13 protein-coding genes are annotated in these 15,553 nt (G+C 53.2%); 11 read left to right on the forward strand and 2 right to left on the reverse strand.

Annotated features, from left to right (window positions below; all coding sequences use genetic code 11):
• Positions 1-54: 54 nt before the first annotated feature.
• The 3 genes from AC0ZWN_RS08510 to AC0ZWN_RS08520 all read left to right on the forward strand — a co-directional run bounded on the left by AC0ZWN_RS08510 (position 55) and on the right by AC0ZWN_RS08520 (position 3,334).
• Positions 55-1,146 (forward strand): glycerol dehydrogenase, encoded by a 1,092-nt coding sequence (locus AC0ZWN_RS08510; RefSeq protein ID WP_476334696.1) that lies wholly within the window; start codon positions 55-57, stop codon positions 1,144-1,146.
• Between the two features lie 47 nt (positions 1,147-1,193).
• On the forward strand, positions 1,194-2,156 hold the full coding sequence (locus AC0ZWN_RS08515) for a cyclase family protein (RefSeq protein ID WP_027620510.1): 963 nt from the start codon (positions 1,194-1,196) through the stop codon (positions 2,154-2,156).
• A 161-nt stretch (positions 2,157-2,317) separates the two neighbouring features.
• Positions 2,318-3,334: a LacI family DNA-binding transcriptional regulator gene (locus AC0ZWN_RS08520; protein WP_476334697.1), complete on the forward strand. Its 1,017-nt coding sequence runs from the start codon at positions 2,318-2,320 to the stop codon at positions 3,332-3,334.
• 18 nt (positions 3,335-3,352) lie between these two features.
• Here the strand turns inward: AC0ZWN_RS08520 and AC0ZWN_RS08525 are convergent, their stop codons facing one another.
• Positions 3,353-4,300: a nuclear transport factor 2 family protein gene (locus AC0ZWN_RS08525; RefSeq protein WP_414927515.1), complete on the reverse strand. Its 948-nt coding sequence runs from the start codon at positions 4,298-4,300 to the stop codon at positions 3,353-3,355.
• Complete coding sequence (locus tag AC0ZWN_RS08530; protein WP_027620508.1) at positions 4,297-5,301, reverse strand: LLM class oxidoreductase; 1,005 nt, start codon at positions 5,299-5,301, stop codon at positions 4,297-4,299. The genes AC0ZWN_RS08525 and AC0ZWN_RS08530 overlap by 4 nt, the downstream gene beginning before the upstream one ends.
• Before the next feature lie 352 nt (positions 5,302-5,653).
• Here AC0ZWN_RS08530 and AC0ZWN_RS08535 point away from each other — a divergent pair, with 352 nt between their 5' ends.
• The 8 genes from AC0ZWN_RS08535 to AC0ZWN_RS08570 all read left to right on the forward strand — a co-directional run bounded on the left by AC0ZWN_RS08535 (position 5,654) and on the right by AC0ZWN_RS08570 (position 15,532).
• Entirely contained in the window at positions 5,654-6,190 is a 537-nt protein-coding gene (locus AC0ZWN_RS08535; RefSeq protein ID WP_007913179.1) for a 2,4'-dihydroxyacetophenone dioxygenase family protein, read from the forward strand.
• Positions 6,191-6,273: 83 nt separating this feature from the next.
• Complete coding sequence (locus AC0ZWN_RS08540) at positions 6,274-7,200, forward strand: LysR family transcriptional regulator (protein ID WP_150705638.1); 927 nt, start codon at positions 6,274-6,276, stop codon at positions 7,198-7,200.
• Positions 7,201-7,590: 390 nt separating this feature from the next.
• Positions 7,591-8,979: an MFS transporter gene (locus AC0ZWN_RS08545; protein WP_476334699.1), complete on the forward strand. Its 1,389-nt coding sequence runs from the start codon at positions 7,591-7,593 to the stop codon at positions 8,977-8,979.
• A gap of 65 nt (positions 8,980-9,044) precedes the next feature.
• Positions 9,045-10,265 (forward strand): alpha/beta fold hydrolase, encoded by a 1,221-nt coding sequence (locus AC0ZWN_RS08550; RefSeq protein WP_476334701.1) that lies wholly within the window; start codon positions 9,045-9,047, stop codon positions 10,263-10,265.
• A 322-nt stretch (positions 10,266-10,587) separates the two neighbouring features.
• Positions 10,588-11,550, forward strand: a complete 963-nt coding sequence (locus AC0ZWN_RS08555; RefSeq protein ID WP_093439409.1) for a 3-hydroxyacyl-CoA dehydrogenase — start codon at positions 10,588-10,590, stop codon at positions 11,548-11,550.
• Positions 11,551-11,600: 50 nt separating this feature from the next.
• Positions 11,601-12,527, forward strand: coding sequence for a 3,5-dioxohexanoate:acetyl-CoA acetone transferase (kce, locus tag AC0ZWN_RS08560; RefSeq protein ID WP_414927512.1), 927 nt, complete (start codon positions 11,601-11,603; stop codon positions 12,525-12,527).
• A 111-nt stretch (positions 12,528-12,638) separates the two neighbouring features.
• Positions 12,639-14,009, forward strand: a complete 1,371-nt coding sequence (locus AC0ZWN_RS08565) for an MFS transporter (RefSeq protein WP_181105990.1) — start codon at positions 12,639-12,641, stop codon at positions 14,007-14,009.
• On the forward strand, positions 14,006-15,532 hold the full coding sequence (locus tag AC0ZWN_RS08570; protein ID WP_476334702.1) for a UxaA family hydrolase: 1,527 nt from the start codon (positions 14,006-14,008) through the stop codon (positions 15,530-15,532). The genes AC0ZWN_RS08565 and AC0ZWN_RS08570 overlap by 4 nt, the downstream gene beginning before the upstream one ends.
• The last annotated feature ends 21 nt before the right edge of the window (positions 15,533-15,553 follow it).

Here is a 15,553-nt window from a genome sequence, read left to right on the forward strand (position 1 = left end):
CGTAACGATTTATCTCACAGTTTTTCAGCAGCGGGTGGTGGCATGGTTCGAACAATGGGTTTTCCTGGCCGATACGAGCAAGGGCCAGGCGCGCTAAAGCAGCTTGGCAGAATCCTTTCCGATATGGGGCAATCGCGCCCTTTGGTCTTGTGCGACGAGTTCGTCTCGAGGCATCTGTGGCCTGAGGTAGGGAATGCATTGTCAGAGCATGGCTTCGAGGCGAACAGTATCGTTTTTCCTGGTGAATGCACTAAAGCTGCAATTGCATCTCTCTGTGAGCGATCAGCAGATTACAGGCCAGACACCATCATCGCTTTGGGCGGGGGTAAGACAATTGACACGGCTAAAGGGATGGCTGCTCAGCTTAACGTCCCCATTGTCGTATGCCCGACCATTGCTTCCAGCGATGCCCCAACCAGCCGTTTGATTGTGCTTTACGACGAAGCGCACAAGGTCGTTGGTGTCGAGTACCTGAACATGAACCCATCTGCAGTCGTCGTGGACACCGAAGTGATTGTCCGTGCGCCTGCAAGGTTTTTCGCCGCAGGCATCGGCGACGCCATCAGTAAAAAGTTTGAGGCGCAACAATGTCAGTCTGCCGGGGGCAATAACTCATTTGGTACTCCAGCGTTGAACACTGCATTGCTGCTAACAGAGGCAGTGTTTAAGACGCTTATGACCTACGGGTACAGCGCTTACCAAGCAGTAGGCCGGCACGAGGTTAATGATGATGTCGAGCGGGTTGTTGAAGGAACCGTCCTTATCAGTGGCGTTGGGTTCGAGAGTGGCGGCTTGTCGCTAGCTCATGCGCTTGTGCGAGGTCTAACGGCAATTCCTGCGATTACTTCCATGCTGCATGGTGAGCTTGTCGCATTCGGGACGCTGGTGCAGATGTCCGTCGAAGAGCGCCCAGACTCAGTGATCCTAGAGGTCGCTCAGCTTCTGAATGATGTGAATCTTCCCGTCACCCTCGACGGCCTTGGCCAGACGTCTCCGTTTACCTCTGAGGAATTGGACATTGTCGTCCAGGCAACACTGGGTGCGGTGTACGCGAAAAATATGGCGCCAGCCCTTACGGCTGAACGACTCATCCGAGGACTCGCTCGTGCCGACGAGCTGGGACAACGATTTGAACGTTTCAACTAACCGCTAAATGCAGCACAGCTAATCCAAGAATAAAAGAGGCTCAGAAAATGACAGACAAGACCGTTCCGCATATTCATGACTTGCTCAAAGACTCCCCTAAGAACTGGGGTAAGTGGGGCCCGGATGATGAGGTAGGCTCACTCAACTACCTTACAGGTATCGAAGTTCTTCAAGGGGTCAAAGAGGTCAAGCAAGGCAAGACATTTACTTTGCAGGTGCGGATGGCAGATCCTGCTGGTGACCCGGTCTGGCCTGGTCGCTCCCAGTCAAAACGCATGAATATCATGGATCGTGGTCACTACAACTGTGGCAAAGGCCCACATTTTCCTGGCTCTTACGAGTTCGCCGACGACGTGATGTTTTTTCATCTTCAAGGATCAACTCAGTACGACGCCCTTGGGCATGTCTGGTACGACGATCAGATTTGGAATGGCTACAGTGCCGATACCACTATCGGCTCCCTGGCCAAGGCGAGCGTTGCTCCATTGGGTGAAAAAGGCATCGTTGGCCGAGGCATTCTGATCGACATAGCGCGCCACCGTGGTAAAGACGTGCTGGATGCAGGTGAAACGTTCAACCATGAGGATCTAATGGCGGCGGCCCGCGCTCAAGGCGTCTCTATCAACAAGCGCGACATTCTCATCATCCGCACTGGATGGATTGGTTCGTTTTATAAACGCGACCCGGAAGAGTTCTACAAAGACTTTATCGAGCCAGGCCTGACCTACAGCCCTGAGCTGGTGAAGTGGTTTCAGGAGATGGAAATTCCGAACATCGTCACCGACACCATTGCTAACGAAGTCACCGTCGATCCCGTGTCAGGGGTTGCGTTGCCGTTGCACAACGCACTCATGAGGAATTTGGGCATTACTCTCACTGAGATCGCTCAGCTTGATCCTCTCGCTGAGGACTGCGCTGAGGACGGTCAGTGGACGTTTCTCTATACCGCAGCCCCTCTAAAGGTCGTTGGGGGAACCGGAGCTCCTGTGAATCCGATCGTCATTAAATAAGTGTTTTTGCCTGGGGGCAGCAGAAACGCTGCTCTCAGGTTTTTCCCTCCAATTAACGGCTCCCGAACGGCAGGCTGTTGGCTTATCATCCTCTGCGCAAATCGAGGGCGTTCTTCTGATCGTCCTGTCTCCGCGCTACGATCGAGGATGCTGAATCTCCAATGAAAAAAATCGAGAAACCGAAGCTCAAGGATGTGGCTGAATTGGCGGGCGTCTCGATGGGGAGTGCTTCAAGAGCATTGGCTGTCCCGCACTTAGTGAAACCTGCAACGCTGGCCAAAGTACAAGCAGCTGTTCAAGAGCTCGGGTACGTGCGAGACGGGGCCGCGCGTGCTTTGGCATCCAGGCGCACGCACAGCATCGGAGCCGTTTTTCCTACTTTTAACAACCCTGCGTTCGCTGAAGCTGTCCAGGCCCTCCAGTTAAGGCTAACGGAGCTTGGGTATCACCTAATCATTTCTTCCCATGAATACGACCAGGCGCAAGAACTGGTAAACATAAGGAACATGATTGAGCGGGGCGTCGAAGGCCTACTGTTAGTGGGTACTGAACATAGTCCTGAAATTTATGAAGCACTAACTGTCGCCCAATGCCCATTCATTCTCATGTGGTCACTAGATGGTGCTCACGACCATCACTGCGTGGGGTTCAGCAATGAGGAGGGTGGTCGATTGATAGCCAGGCACTTGCTTAGCCTTGGTCATCAAAGTATCGCCATGATCAGTGGAGTTGTTTCTAACAACGAACGGGCAAAATACCGTCTGAAAGGAATCACCGCTCAGCTACTCGAGTCAGGGATAGAGCTTTCAAGTGAACGGATTATTGAGCAGCCATTCACGATTGAGGGAGGGCGCGCCGGGCTGCGGATTGCTATGGAGCTTAACCCCAAGCCTACGGCCATTGTCTGCAGCACTGACCTCACCTGTATCGGAGCGTTGGCGGAAGCGCGCTCCAATGGGATCGACGTCCCCAAAGAACTATCAGTCAGCGGGTTCGATGATATCGAGTTCGCGGCTGCCTACGTGCCAGCCCTGACGACCGTCAGGGTGCCGACTTCGAAAATTGGTATCAGCAGCGCCAACAACATCGTTGCGCTGATCGAGGGGCGCCCACTTGCACGCCGCGAGCGCATACAAATCGAACTCGTCGTCCGAGATAGTACGGCGCCACGGCCCTAGAGCGTTTCCAGGAAGGGACTAAACTCTTGGTGCTTCTTTGGCATTGAACCAGCCTGGGCGGTACTCGCTCCAGGTCAGTTGCCAGAAGCCTTCATGCTTGCGACGAAGCCGCATCCGGTAATGCGCGCCATAGAGAGGCGTGCCATCTTGCGTGTGTGAGTTTCCAGGAATGACTCTGCCGACAATCATTTCCGCTACACCCTTTTCCTCGTCGGACTTGATCTCCAGCACGTCCGCGAAATGCTGCATCCACGGCCAGGGCCTGCGAAACTCTTTGAAGGAGCCGATGATCGCGTGGCGCCCTTCAATAAGGCCCATCGGTTGGAAATCACCAGCGGCGTCGTTGGCAAAGCAATGGGCAAGTAGCTGCATGTCAGCCTGATCCAGCGCCCATGAGTAACGAGCGTAGGTTTCAGCAATACACTCCTCGCTGGGTACCGAAGGCGTTGAGCTTGGGAAAGCAAGCCATGGCGCGTTCAGTTCGCTCACGATGGTCGGGGCTGGGTCGCCAATTCTCCATCCGTCGTCACCTGGTGGAAGCTGCCAGTGAGTTGCAAGCGAGTAGTCCCCGGTTACCCAATTCAAGGCAATCAGCACGCTGTCGAGGTGCCAGGTGCCTGCTGTCTTTTTCAGAGAGCCCGTGACAGTCATTCCAAATCTGAGCTTGGCCGACTTTGTGGCTTTGCTGATATGGCCATAGGCGTAGAAACTGAAAGTGGCGTCGGTTTCTCCACCTCCCACATAGTGATTGGTTGCCTTCACTGAAAAGCCATCAGCCTTGACACGGTCTTGCTGGAAAGCTCTGACAATCTTGCGTTCACCCTCATGAGCGGACATGTGGCTTGTCTCCAACTGGCAATTGTCAGTGAATATATCCCCAGCAGACTCCCAATTACCGCTCTCCCAGGCTTCCAGAAAGGTGGCTATAACGCCCTTAATGTCGGTGCGATCACTTGAGCCGGTCACTGGGTCACCTGCGAGGCAGGTTGGCCTATGGGAAAGTGTGGCAGGACATACTCAGCCATCTCCTCCAGGACATCAGCGGCTGGTCGCTGCAGAGGTTTGATATTCAGTGCGACGTGTGAAACACCTTCATCCTGTTGCCGTTTCCAGAGCTCCACGAGAGCATTACGCCCGATCCTTATTCCGTTGTAGCCTCGTTCCAGCGGTGTGTTCGGATCCTTCGCCAGATCGAAAAATGTCGCGTAGCCGTATGGTTTTGCATTGCCGGTCTGGCTGGCAGAACGGAACTCGCGGATGAGGCCGGGCAAACGATTGAAGTCGCTCAGATGCCAAATCCAGGCATCGGCATTATTGGCTATCCACTCAAGCGTCTGACGGGCCCGGCCCACGACAATCATGGGGAGTCGAGGGCCAACTGGCTTGGGTACCATGTCTAGCAAGCCTTCCAGCTGGCCGAACAGTTTGGTTGAGACGCTTGGGAAGCTGTTTTCAGTGACTGTCTTAATCAGCTCGAAGCCTTCCCGGTATCGTTCTTCTCTCGCTTCGAAATCAATCCCGAATGCTGGATATTCAATCGGGCGATCTCCGCTGGATAGCCCTAGCAAGAAACGACCGCCGGTTAGCTGGTCGACCGAAACGGACTGCTTAGCGACGATCAGTGGTTCACGTAACGGAAGAACGATGCCCGTTGTGCCCAAGGCAATGTTTTTGGTAACAGCAGCCAGATATCCCAGATATACAAACGGGTCGATCATTTGACCAGTATCACCAAAGCTCGGGTCATAGAAGGGCACATCTCTCATCCACAGACTTGCGAATCCAGCCTCGTCCGCGATGCGAGCAAGGCGTTGATGATCCTGCAGCGTGGGAAACGGTGAATTCGGATAGCCCTCCAAGGGCATGATGTATCCGAAGGTGAGGCCTTCGGGCTGGAACACTCGCGAATAGGCCGGATGAGCTGCAAGCTCGGGACTGAGCTCAAGGGAAGGGCTGAGAGAAGTCATTGCTAAACCTCATTATTTCAAGCCGATTACTACTGTGTAAGCGGCTTTCAGATGAACAGGTCTGCATGGTAGTGAAGGTATTGGGGAAAATGTGTCCCCTCTGATGGGGCGCGATCCACTGGTCGCCGCTATCCACTCAATGAAAAATCTTCTGGGTCAATCGCTTGAACTCGTCCGCAGTAGGCGTCTTAGATGTGTCGCGGCCTTCAACGGGATGAGTCTTACGCGCTGTGACGAGTGGTCACAGATGGTGTGAATTTCTGAGTATTCTCCTGTGCGAGAGCATCACCTACTCTCACTCAGCGATTGAAATCCTGGCTCGCTCGCCAGTCACACGTTGAGAGAAATTATAATGAATACGCCCGTTAAACCTGATGAACTTGCCATTCCTTATGCTTTGCCGCAGGTGCCTTTCATGTCTCCAGACATGGTGCATCCAGGCGTTATGACCACTTGGCTCGAAGACGATAATCTCTGGGTGCCTGTCACCAAGTCAGTATCTTTCAAACCACTGCTGCTGAGCGTTAGCGGTGGGTACTACATCAACTTGCTCCGAGTGCGGCAGAGCGGGGTTTTGTCACGTCACCGCCACTCAGGTGCAGTGCATGCGATCGTGTTGAAGGGGCGTTGGTACTACCTCGAACACGATTGGGTTGCTGATGAAGGCTCCTTTGCATTCGAGCCGCCAGGGGAGACTCACACTCTGTTCGTCCCTGAAGATGTCGAAGAAATGATTACCTGGTTCCACGTTCAGGGTGGCTACACTTACGTCGACCCACAGGGTGTCGCGGTTGGCTATGAAGACGTTTTCACCAAGCTGGAAGCTGCCCGCAGCCATTACAAAAATTTGGGCTTGCCGGACGATTATATCGAGCAGTTCATTCGCTGATTTTGGTTCAAAAAAAACGCGCTACGGCGCGTTTTTTTGTTTAGATAAACAGGTGGATTCAGTCGCGTAAGGAGCGTACCGAAATGGATCAATACTCTCAAATGCTAGCCTTCATCTGGTCAACAGAGTGCGGAAGTTTTTCTGCTGCCGCCAGGGCGCATGAGATGACTCCGTCGGCCATCAGTAAATTGATAGCGCGGCTAGAGGATCGGCTTCGGGTTCGACTTTTCCAGAGGGGTTCTCGAGTCCTCACTCTGACGGAGGAGGGTGCTGCTTATCTGCGCAGTGCGAAAGCTGTGGTTGAGGCGATGAGTGAAGCTGACTCTTTGGCAGAAGGGCTTCCTTCAAGGGTCAGTGGCACGCTTCGCATCCACACGATGACCTCTTTTGCGAAGCAGCAGATCGTGCCTTGGTTGCCGGAATTCCTCGACACTTATCCCGGTCTTGATGTCGAGATTCAGTTAGGCGCTCAGTTCGTTGACCAGTTCGAGCAGGGATTGGACATAGCCATCCATAGCGGGATTCTTCCGAGCTCTTCCAGAATCGCAAAGAAGATAGGCGAATGTGAATGGTTGCTGTGTGCTTCACCTGACTACCTGGAAAAGTATGGAATACCGCAGCAGCCACAAGACCTGATGAATCATCGATGCTTTAACTTCAGTTTTGCCAGCCCTTGGAACAAATGGGCCTTTATCCAAGATGGCCTAGGTGTGACGACCCCTGTGAAGCCTCGAGGATCCTTTACCCAGGGTGAGCTGCTGAGAGATATGGCCAAATCAGGTGCGGGTATAGTCCGTCTTGCGGATTTCCACATTGGAAAAGACATTCAGGACGGATCGCTGGTGCTTCTGCTTGACGAGTACAAAGCGGAGATCTTAGAGCCTATTTACCTGCTCTACTCGGATAGAAAACATCTAAGTCCCCGCATCCGGGTGTTCATCGAGTTTTTCCAAAAAAAATGGATTGCACATCCATGGAAGGTCGTGAGAGGGCTACCCGAAGCGACTTGATAGCCACTACGGCCCCGCGCTTACTTTCACTTTCCCTCCGCGCAAGCGTGCAACTTTGGCTCCTGCACAAGAGAGCCAATACTCCACCTCTCTGTAATTTTACCTCCTGCTCTGTGCCCAACAGAGCTCCCAAAAAATTGAGACCTATTTCCCAGTAATTACTTAGCCAAATGCTTCGCTGGCGCCTCTCTCATTTTGTGCCACTGACCTGTTCCTGGCGGTCACAGCAGGTGTGCTTTCCCAGCTATATTCAGCCCTGAAATTGAGCCATAACCTCTGTCCATGGTGAACAGTACGACAAGTGCTGGATCATCTCGGATGTTGAGGCGTATGTGTGCAAACCACCGATCCTCAGCCGGAGAATAAAAATAAATACCCGGAGATATCCCCATGGGATTTGCTCAAGAAAAAATCGAAGCATTACCTGCGGTCAATCGTGTGCCAAAAGGAGCAGGTGCAGCCTCGTGGGGCGCGATGGCTCTTTTGTGGCTCGTGTACGCCATGGATGCCAACTCCCGCCAGATGTTCTTTATGGTATTGCCCTCCATCACCAGCGAGTTCAAGACAAGCGCTGAGCTGACTGGGCTGCTTGCCGCGTTCATCACGATCGCTACATCTTTGATAGCCGTGCCTTGCATGATTTGGGCTGATAAAGGCGGTCAGGGATGGATGCGAAAATACCGCCACCTGCCAATCGTGATTGCTTACACGCTATTCACCTTTCTGACCGGCCTCAATTTCTTGACTGGCTCGCTTGGAGTGCTTGTCGCGCTGCAAGTGATGTCTCACGCATTTGGCGGTGCTGGCGAAGCCATCGAAGTCACTTCCTTGTCTGAGTGGTGGTCGAAGGAGCGCCGTGGTTTCGCCCTAGGACTTCATCACACCGGATACCCTTGGGGCACATTGATCGGTGGCTTGGCGATCAGTGCTCTACTCCACGCTTACGGCCCGGAAAATTGGCGCTTGGCATTCCTGCTGTTCCCTGTACCGATGATCATCATCTTTTCGGTCTACTGGTGGTTCAGTACGAAGAAGCGTTACGAGTCCTTTGTTGAACACGCTCAAGCCGTGGGTGAGACCCCTCCATCAATGGAAGCGGTACAAGGTGTGGTGGAGGTGCCCAAAGGCGCGTTCAAGTCGGCAATGAAAAATCCGAACATCTCCGCTATCGCTCTAATCTCGATGTTTGCAATCGTTGGCTACTTCGGCATCAGCTTCTGGCTACCTCAGTACCTGGCCTTTGTTGCCCATTACAACTTCGCAGAGGCAGCTGCTTACTCGGTGCTCTTCACGATCACCGGTGGTATCGGCCAGATCGTTTGGGGATGGATTTCAGACCGTGCAGGCCGAAAACTTTGCCTAGTGCTTGTTTTCGCGTGGCTTGCGGTGGGCATGTACCTCTTCAAATACTCATCCGTCAGCCTGACTTGGCTTATCGCGATTCAGTTGTTTGCTGGGTTCGCGATGAACGCGCCCTACACGTTGCTGTATGCCATTGCGTTTGACTCTGCGAAGCAAGGCACGACTGGCCTGGCGGGCTCAATCGTCAACGTCGGTATTTACGCCGGTGGCTTCGGGCCATTCGTGATCGGGATGTTCATCGGCGCAGGTGGTGGCTTTGAGCAGGCTGCGGGCTACAACTACGCGCTCTACTTTATCTCCGGTCTCATGGTACTGGCGGCCATCATCACCATTTTCTTCACCCGAGAAACTACCGGCTGGTTCCTTAAGTACGACAAGGCGCTGGTATCGAAGTCCTCTTGCAACATGGGTTTGTAACGAACCGATCGTACCTGCACTTACAAGAAAATCCCCTTGGGGATAGCTAAAGCTAGGAGAAAGTCATGACCCTTATTAATGATGCCAAATGGTTGAGCCAATTCGCCGACGAGTTAAACGGTGATGCTGATTGGACTGCCGCTGCTCGCTATTTTGATGGGCGCATTCAATTCAAGCACAGCACAGGTTTCTCAACGCTTGCGATTCTCGCCGGTAAAGTCGTTGCGGTTTACCCGGAAGGAAGCCCGTTGGGCGCTGACATCATAGTGTCTGGTGCTGATGATGAGTGGCAGCGCGTTCTTGACGGAAAGATCGACTGGTTTGAAGCGTTGTCCCCTGGATTGGGAAAACTTGAGCTTGAGGGCAACGTGGTCGCTGCATGGCAGTACGTAGATGTGATGGCCCGCGCGTTCGACGCAATGAAGCGTGTAGGGAAAGCCAATAATAACCCACCAGTCTCGTACTCTCCCGGGCCTAAGCCGTCGGGGAAAGAGACGGTAGGACGGTACATTACTGTTGATGGAATTCGCGTTTACTACGAAGAATCAGGGGAGGGGCGTCCACTCGTTTGCTTCCACGCAGCATCACAAGATTCTCTGATGTACAGGCACGTACTGGACGGTCTCTCAGATGAGTTCCGCGTCATCGCAATTGACGCCCCCGGGCACAGCAAATCAGAGCTACCCGAATCAGGCCCATTCCACAGCCTCACTCGCCATGCGGAGTTCAATGAGCACCTTATGGAGGCCTTGGGACTTGAGAAACCCGCCATCATGGGATGCTCGATGGGTGGCAATCTGGTGCTGGAATTGGGGGCGCGTCGGCCCGATGCGTACAGCGCGATCATTTCAGCTGAAGGGGCAGATTTTACCCCGACGGTTTCCGAGTTCTTCCTCGATATGTTGCTCATGAATGGGCCAGAGATCATCGGTGCCTGGTCTCGTTCGATGACGGGCAATCGCACTCCACCAGATCGTGCGAGGGAGGTGGTGTGGCAGATCTCGCGAACTACGCCGCAGGTGATGAAGGGTGACCTCACAGGCTATGCGAACTTTGATCAGCGGCAACAAGTTGGAAAGATCAAAGCGCCTGTTTTACTTCTGCGCGGTGATGCGGATTGGTTGGTGTACCAAGAGAAGGTTGAGGAGACAGCATCTCGCATTCCCGGCAGTAAAATCGCCGTGCTCGCAGGTACTGGCCACTATCCAATGACTGAGAACCCATTGGAGTTCTGTGACACGGTACGCGCTTTCCTTCGTGAAGCGGGTCACGGCCACGCAGGCTGAAAGATCTGATTGAGGAGCCCGCTCGTCAGGCGGGCTTTTCTGCGTTTATTTAACGCGAAGGTTCAATCCCGAAAAAAACCTTTTCTATTCCCGCACAAAAACCTAAAGCGCGCCGACCCACCGAGGCTCAGGCCGTTGCGGGAGCTATCTCGACCCTCGAATCCCTTCCATAGCCGATCGTCAGACAATCAGAATTATTTTCTTGTGATCTGTGATCACAGTGGATAGCATCTGTCTCAGAGCGAACATCTGAGCGTCAGCATTGTTCACCAACCGCTCAAACGATTACTCCTAAACATAAATACAAAATTTGGAGAACATCATGCGAAGTACAACTCCATCTGCGACCGAGCGTGGCCCCATTGCAATCGTTGGCGCAGGCCTGATTGGGAGAGCTTGGGCGATTGTTTTTGCTCGGGCGGGACATTCGGTGCGTTTACACGACATGGATCTGCAGACAATGCAGAACAGCCATGCCTACATCGAAGCGAGACTTAATGAGCTCGCAGAATTCGATCTTCTTAATGACGCCCCCCTCACCGTGCTGGCACGCATTACTTGCGTTCCCGACTTGGCTGATGCGCTACGTGACGTGGTGCTCGTACAGGAAAACGTTCGGGAAACGGTGGAGGCGAAAATCGATATCTTCAGTCGAATGGATGCGTTGGCGCCCAAGGCCGCGATTCTTGCCAGTTCAACTTCATGGTTACCGGCCTCCGAGTTCACTAAAGATCTACCAGGTCGGGGGCGCTGCGTAGTTGCACACCCTACCAACCCACCTTACTTAGTTCCTCTTGTGGAGCTTTGCCCAGCGCCGTGGACAGAATCTGAAGTGATGATTCGAGCACATGAGATCTACACCGCAGCAGGGCAGAGCCCTGTCGTTCTATCCCGAGAGATCCACGGCTTCTTGTTGAACCGAGTCCAAGCAGCAGTCCTCAACGAATGCTTCAAATTGCATGAGGAAGGCTTTGCCAGCTCTGAGGATATTGATCGGGTGCTCAAAGATGGACTCGCCCTCCGCTGGTCATTTATGGGCCCCTTCGAAACCATCGATCTCAACGCCCCTGCCGGCGTATCTGACTATGCCAAACGCTACGGTCAGCAAAATCGCGAAACGATCAATTCCGAAAATGCTTTTGACTGGTCGGAATCAGCAGTCGCCCGAGTACATGACGAGCGCCGCCAAAAACTTGAACTTGAAGGCATTGCATTGCGATCCGCTTGGCGTGACCGCCGCCTTATGGCTCTCGCTGCGCACAAGCGTCAAGCACCAAATTCCTGACGGCATCACTTCATCCTGAACACCAAAATAAAAGTAACCAGGAGGTCACCATGGCTCGTAAAGTCATCATCACTTGCGCGGTCACCGGCGCAATTCATACACCTTCCATGTCCCGTTACCTGCCGGTAACACCAGGTCAAATTGCCGAAGCGGCGATTGGTGCCGCTGAGGCTGGCGCCTCAATTGTTCACCTACATGCTCGTAACCCAATTGATGGCAGCCCCTCTCAAGATCCGGCACTGTTTAAGCAATTTCTGCCGGCTATCAAAGAAGCTAGCGATGTGGTGATCAACCTGACTACAGGTGGCGCACCGACAATGTCGCTTGAAGATCGACTTCGTCCAGCACATCAGTTCAAACCGGAAGTGGCCTCGCTGAACATGGGCACGATGAACATGGGTCTTTACCCAATGCTCAATCGGTTTAAGGAGTTCAAACACGCTTGGGAGGAACCATATCTCGCCGGCAGCCATGACCGCATTTTCAAAAACACATTTACCGACATAGCCCACATCCTCGAGTCATGCAGTGAGAACGGTACCCGTTTTGAAATCGAATGCTATGACATTGGGCATCTCTACACCGCAGCACATTTCATTGATCGTGGCCTCATCAAACCCCCGTTTTTGATCCAATCGGTTTTCGGCATTTTGGGCGGTATCGGCGGGCACCCCGAGGACGTCCTGCATATGCGGCGCACAGCTGATCGTCTCTTCGGAGATGACTATCAGTGGTCGGTTCTTCCAGCAGGAAAGCAGCAGATGAGCATTGGTGCTCAATCAGCCACGCTTGGAGGACACGTGCGTGTGGGTCTTGAAGACTCGCTTTGGGACGGGCCGGGCCAATTGGCAAAAAGCAACGCAGATCAAGTCTCGCGTATGCGCAAAATTCTCGAAGGGCTTTCACTTGAAGTGGCGACACCTGCTGACGCGAGGGAAATCCTGAAGCTCAAAGGTGGCGATAACGTCAATTTCTAAGCGCGGGCACTCACCCCCCATAAAGTCTATCTAGAGGATATTTTGATAACTAAAGGTCGCGGCACAACACTCGCGCCTTAGCAACTTATCCTCATGAGGAGAAAATGAACCATGTTAGCTACGACCCATACAAAAATACAAAAGGGACAGTCGCTGAACGCTTTAATGTTTCGCAAACTAATGCCGATGTTAATCTTTGCTTACGTTATAAGCTTTCTAGACAGAACTAACATTTCACTTGCCAAAACACACATGGCAGTAGACTTGGGTATTTCCGCTGCCGCCTACGGTTTTGGTGCAGGGCTCTTCTTCCTTACCTATGCACTGATGGAGGTACCCAGTAACCTGATCATGCACCGGGTAGGTGCCCGACTCTGGATCACCAGGATCATGATCACCTGGGGGTTGTTGTCTGCCGGTATGGCCTTCATTACCGATGAGACTACGTTTTACATTGCCCGCGCGCTACTGGGCGCAGCTGAAGCCGGATTGTTCCCAGGTGTAATGCTCTATTTAACCTATTGGTTTGGTCGTGAGCAAAGGGCACGAGCCAGTGGCTATTTTCTAATCGGGGTCTGTCTCGCGAATATCATCAGCGGGCCGGTTGGCGGGCTGCTGTTAGAGATGGATGGAATCTGGGGTTGGCACGGCTGGCAGTGGCTGTTCTTCTTGGAGGGAATTCCAGCTGTTCTATTCTCCGTCGTGATTTGGCGAAAGCTTCCGGACGGCCCATCTACGGCAAGTTGGCTATCAAAGGAACAAGTCACTGAAGTAGAGCAAGTTCTGAAGAAAGAACATGATGAAGAAATCGCCTCCGGCAATGTAGGTCATTCTTTTAAGGGCGTTCTTAAAATCCCTCAGATTTGGCTTGCGATTGCGGTGTACTTCCTCCACCAAGTGAGTGTGTATTCGGTAATTTTCTTCTTGCCGGGCATCATTGGAACGTATGGAGGCTTGTCATCATTACAAATAGGATTGTTAAACTCAATCCCATGGATCGCAGCAGCACTCGGGGCAGCGTTTCTTCCAAAGTATGCAACTACTCCAAAAATTTCACGCAAAATAATGTTCGGTGGGCTGCTCCTGATGTCGGCTGGATTGACCCTCGCGGCCTTTACCACTCCACTGATAGCTCTAATAGGATTCACTCTTACGGCATCGATGTTTTTCGTTGTTCAGCCTGTGATATTCCTTTTTGCCAGTTCAAGACTAGCGGGAGCAGGTATGGCGGCGGGTCTGGCGTTAGTGAATACCTTTGGTATTACAGGTGGTTTCTTCGGCCCTTCACTTCTGGGCTTCGTTGAACAAACTACTGGGAGCACGAAGAATGGACTCATTATTGTAGCGGCTCTTTTAACGCTCGCAGCATTCCTAAGTTTGAAACTACGTCAGGCACAAGAAACGATTACTACAAAAACGCGGGACAACATTGTATTGCCCCAGGCTGCGCCGTGTATTACTGATAATGCGAGGACAAAATGAAGAGTACATCCCTGGCACTTAAACTACATCCCGACGATAATGTTGCAATCGCACGCGCTTCGATACCTCAAGGAACCGTGGTTGCGGAGTTCGATAATATCGTGGTGCTCGCCGATGTGCCCGCAGCGCACAAAATCGCCCTCGCACACGTAAACCCAGGTGATCCTGTTCTGCGTTATGGCCAGATCATTGGCTTTGCTACTAAACCCATTGAGCCAGGCGATTACGTGCATACGCACAATCTGGAGATGGCGACGTTCGAGCGAGACTACGCGTTCGGCGAGGATGCCAAAGTCGCGTCGCCTGCAGCCTCTCCTGTGACATTCCAAGGTTTCGTCCGCGCTGACGGGCGAGTAGCAACTCGAAACTACATTGGTGTAGTGAGCACTGTGAACTGCTCCTCCACTGTTACCAAAATGGTGGTTGAACACTTCTCGCGAAACGGTGTGCTGGATGCTTACCCAAACGTGGACGGTGTGGTGCCGATCACCCACAGCTTCGGTTGCTGCATAGAGCACAATGGCAAGGGGGTGAACCAACTGCGGCGCACGCTAGGCGGTTTCATCAAGCACGCCAACTTCGCTGGCGTGGTCGTCATCGGCCTTGGCTGTGAAGCCAATCAGATGGGGGCGCTGTTCATGGCCCAGGGCATCGAGACCGGCAAGCTTATCGCTCCCGTGGTCATCCAAGACGTTGGCGGAACCCGCAACGCAGCGGATGCCGCCATTGCCGCCGTGGAATCGATGCTGCCGGTTGCCAACGAGTGCCGACGCGAGCCGGTCTCGGCGCGGCACCTGACCGTGGCGCTCCAGTGCGGCGGTTCAGACGGATACTCGGGCATCACGGCCAATCCCGCCCTCGGTGTGGCTGTCGATATGCTCGTAGCGCAAGGTGGAACGGCCATCCTTAGCGAAACGCCGGAGATCTACGGCGCTGAACACCTGCTGACTCGTCGCGCTGCAACCCGTGAGGTCGGCCAGGGTATCGTCGACCTTATCAAATGGTGGGAAAGCTACGCAGACCGCGAAAAAGGCAGTATTGATAACAACCCCACGCCTGGTAACAAGGCTGGCGGCCTGACGACCATTCTCGAAAAGTCTCTAGGCGCAGTTGCCAAAAGTGGCTCCTCAGCACTCATGGGCGTTTATCGTTACGCCGAGCCCATTACAGTCCGAGGCTTGGTGTTTATGGATGCACCTGGCTACGACCCGATGGGAGCCACTGGCCAAATCGCCAGCGGCGCAAACCTCGTTGCGTTCACCACCGGACGCGGCTCGTGCTTTGGCGCCAAACCTGCTCCTTCGATCAAGCTTGCGACGAATACCAAGATGTACACTCGCATGAAGGATGATATGGACATCAACTGCGGGGATGTCATGGATGGCGATGCCACCCTTGAATCGAAGGGTAAAGAGATTTTCGACATGCTCATACGAGTGGCTTCTGGGGAAAAATCTAAAAGCGAGGCGTTGGGCGTTGGCAATGAAGAAACAGTGCCTTGGATGATCGGTGCTCAAATGTAATAAGCGAGCAAAAAAGAGGCG

The sequence above is a fragment of the Pseudomonas sp. 3B-A001-10F genome, from assembly GCF_056313565.1.

Bases quoted from the DNA above. Each gene is read 5' to 3' on its own strand.
- AC0ZWN_RS08570 (WP_476334702.1), top strand. From the start codon at position 14,006: ATGAAGAGTACATCCCTGGCACTTAAACTACATCCCGACGATAATGTT.
- AC0ZWN_RS08550 (WP_476334701.1), top strand. From the start codon at position 9,045: ATGACCCTTATTAATGATGCCAAATGGTTGAGCCAATTCGCCGACGAG.
- AC0ZWN_RS08540 (WP_150705638.1), top strand. From the start codon at position 6,274: ATGGATCAATACTCTCAAATGCTAGCCTTCATCTGGTCAACAGAGTGC.
- AC0ZWN_RS08510 (WP_476334696.1), top strand. From the start codon at position 55: ATGGGTTTTCCTGGCCGATACGAGCAAGGGCCAGGCGCGCTAAAGCAG.
- AC0ZWN_RS08555 (WP_093439409.1), top strand. From the start codon at position 10,588: ATGCGAAGTACAACTCCATCTGCGACCGAGCGTGGCCCCATTGCAATC.
- AC0ZWN_RS08535 (WP_007913179.1), top strand. From the start codon at position 5,654: ATGAATACGCCCGTTAAACCTGATGAACTTGCCATTCCTTATGCTTTG.
- AC0ZWN_RS08545 (WP_476334699.1), top strand. From the start codon at position 7,591: ATGGGATTTGCTCAAGAAAAAATCGAAGCATTACCTGCGGTCAATCGT.
- kce (WP_414927512.1), top strand. From the start codon at position 11,601: ATGGCTCGTAAAGTCATCATCACTTGCGCGGTCACCGGCGCAATTCAT.
- AC0ZWN_RS08565 (WP_181105990.1), top strand. From the start codon at position 12,639: ATGTTAGCTACGACCCATACAAAAATACAAAAGGGACAGTCGCTGAAC.
- AC0ZWN_RS08520 (WP_476334697.1), top strand. From the start codon at position 2,318: ATGAAAAAAATCGAGAAACCGAAGCTCAAGGATGTGGCTGAATTGGCG.
- AC0ZWN_RS08515 (WP_027620510.1), top strand. From the start codon at position 1,194: ATGACAGACAAGACCGTTCCGCATATTCATGACTTGCTCAAAGACTCC.
- AC0ZWN_RS08530 (WP_027620508.1), bottom strand. From the start codon at position 5,301: ATGACTTCTCTCAGCCCTTCCCTTGAGCTCAGTCCCGAGCTTGCAGCT.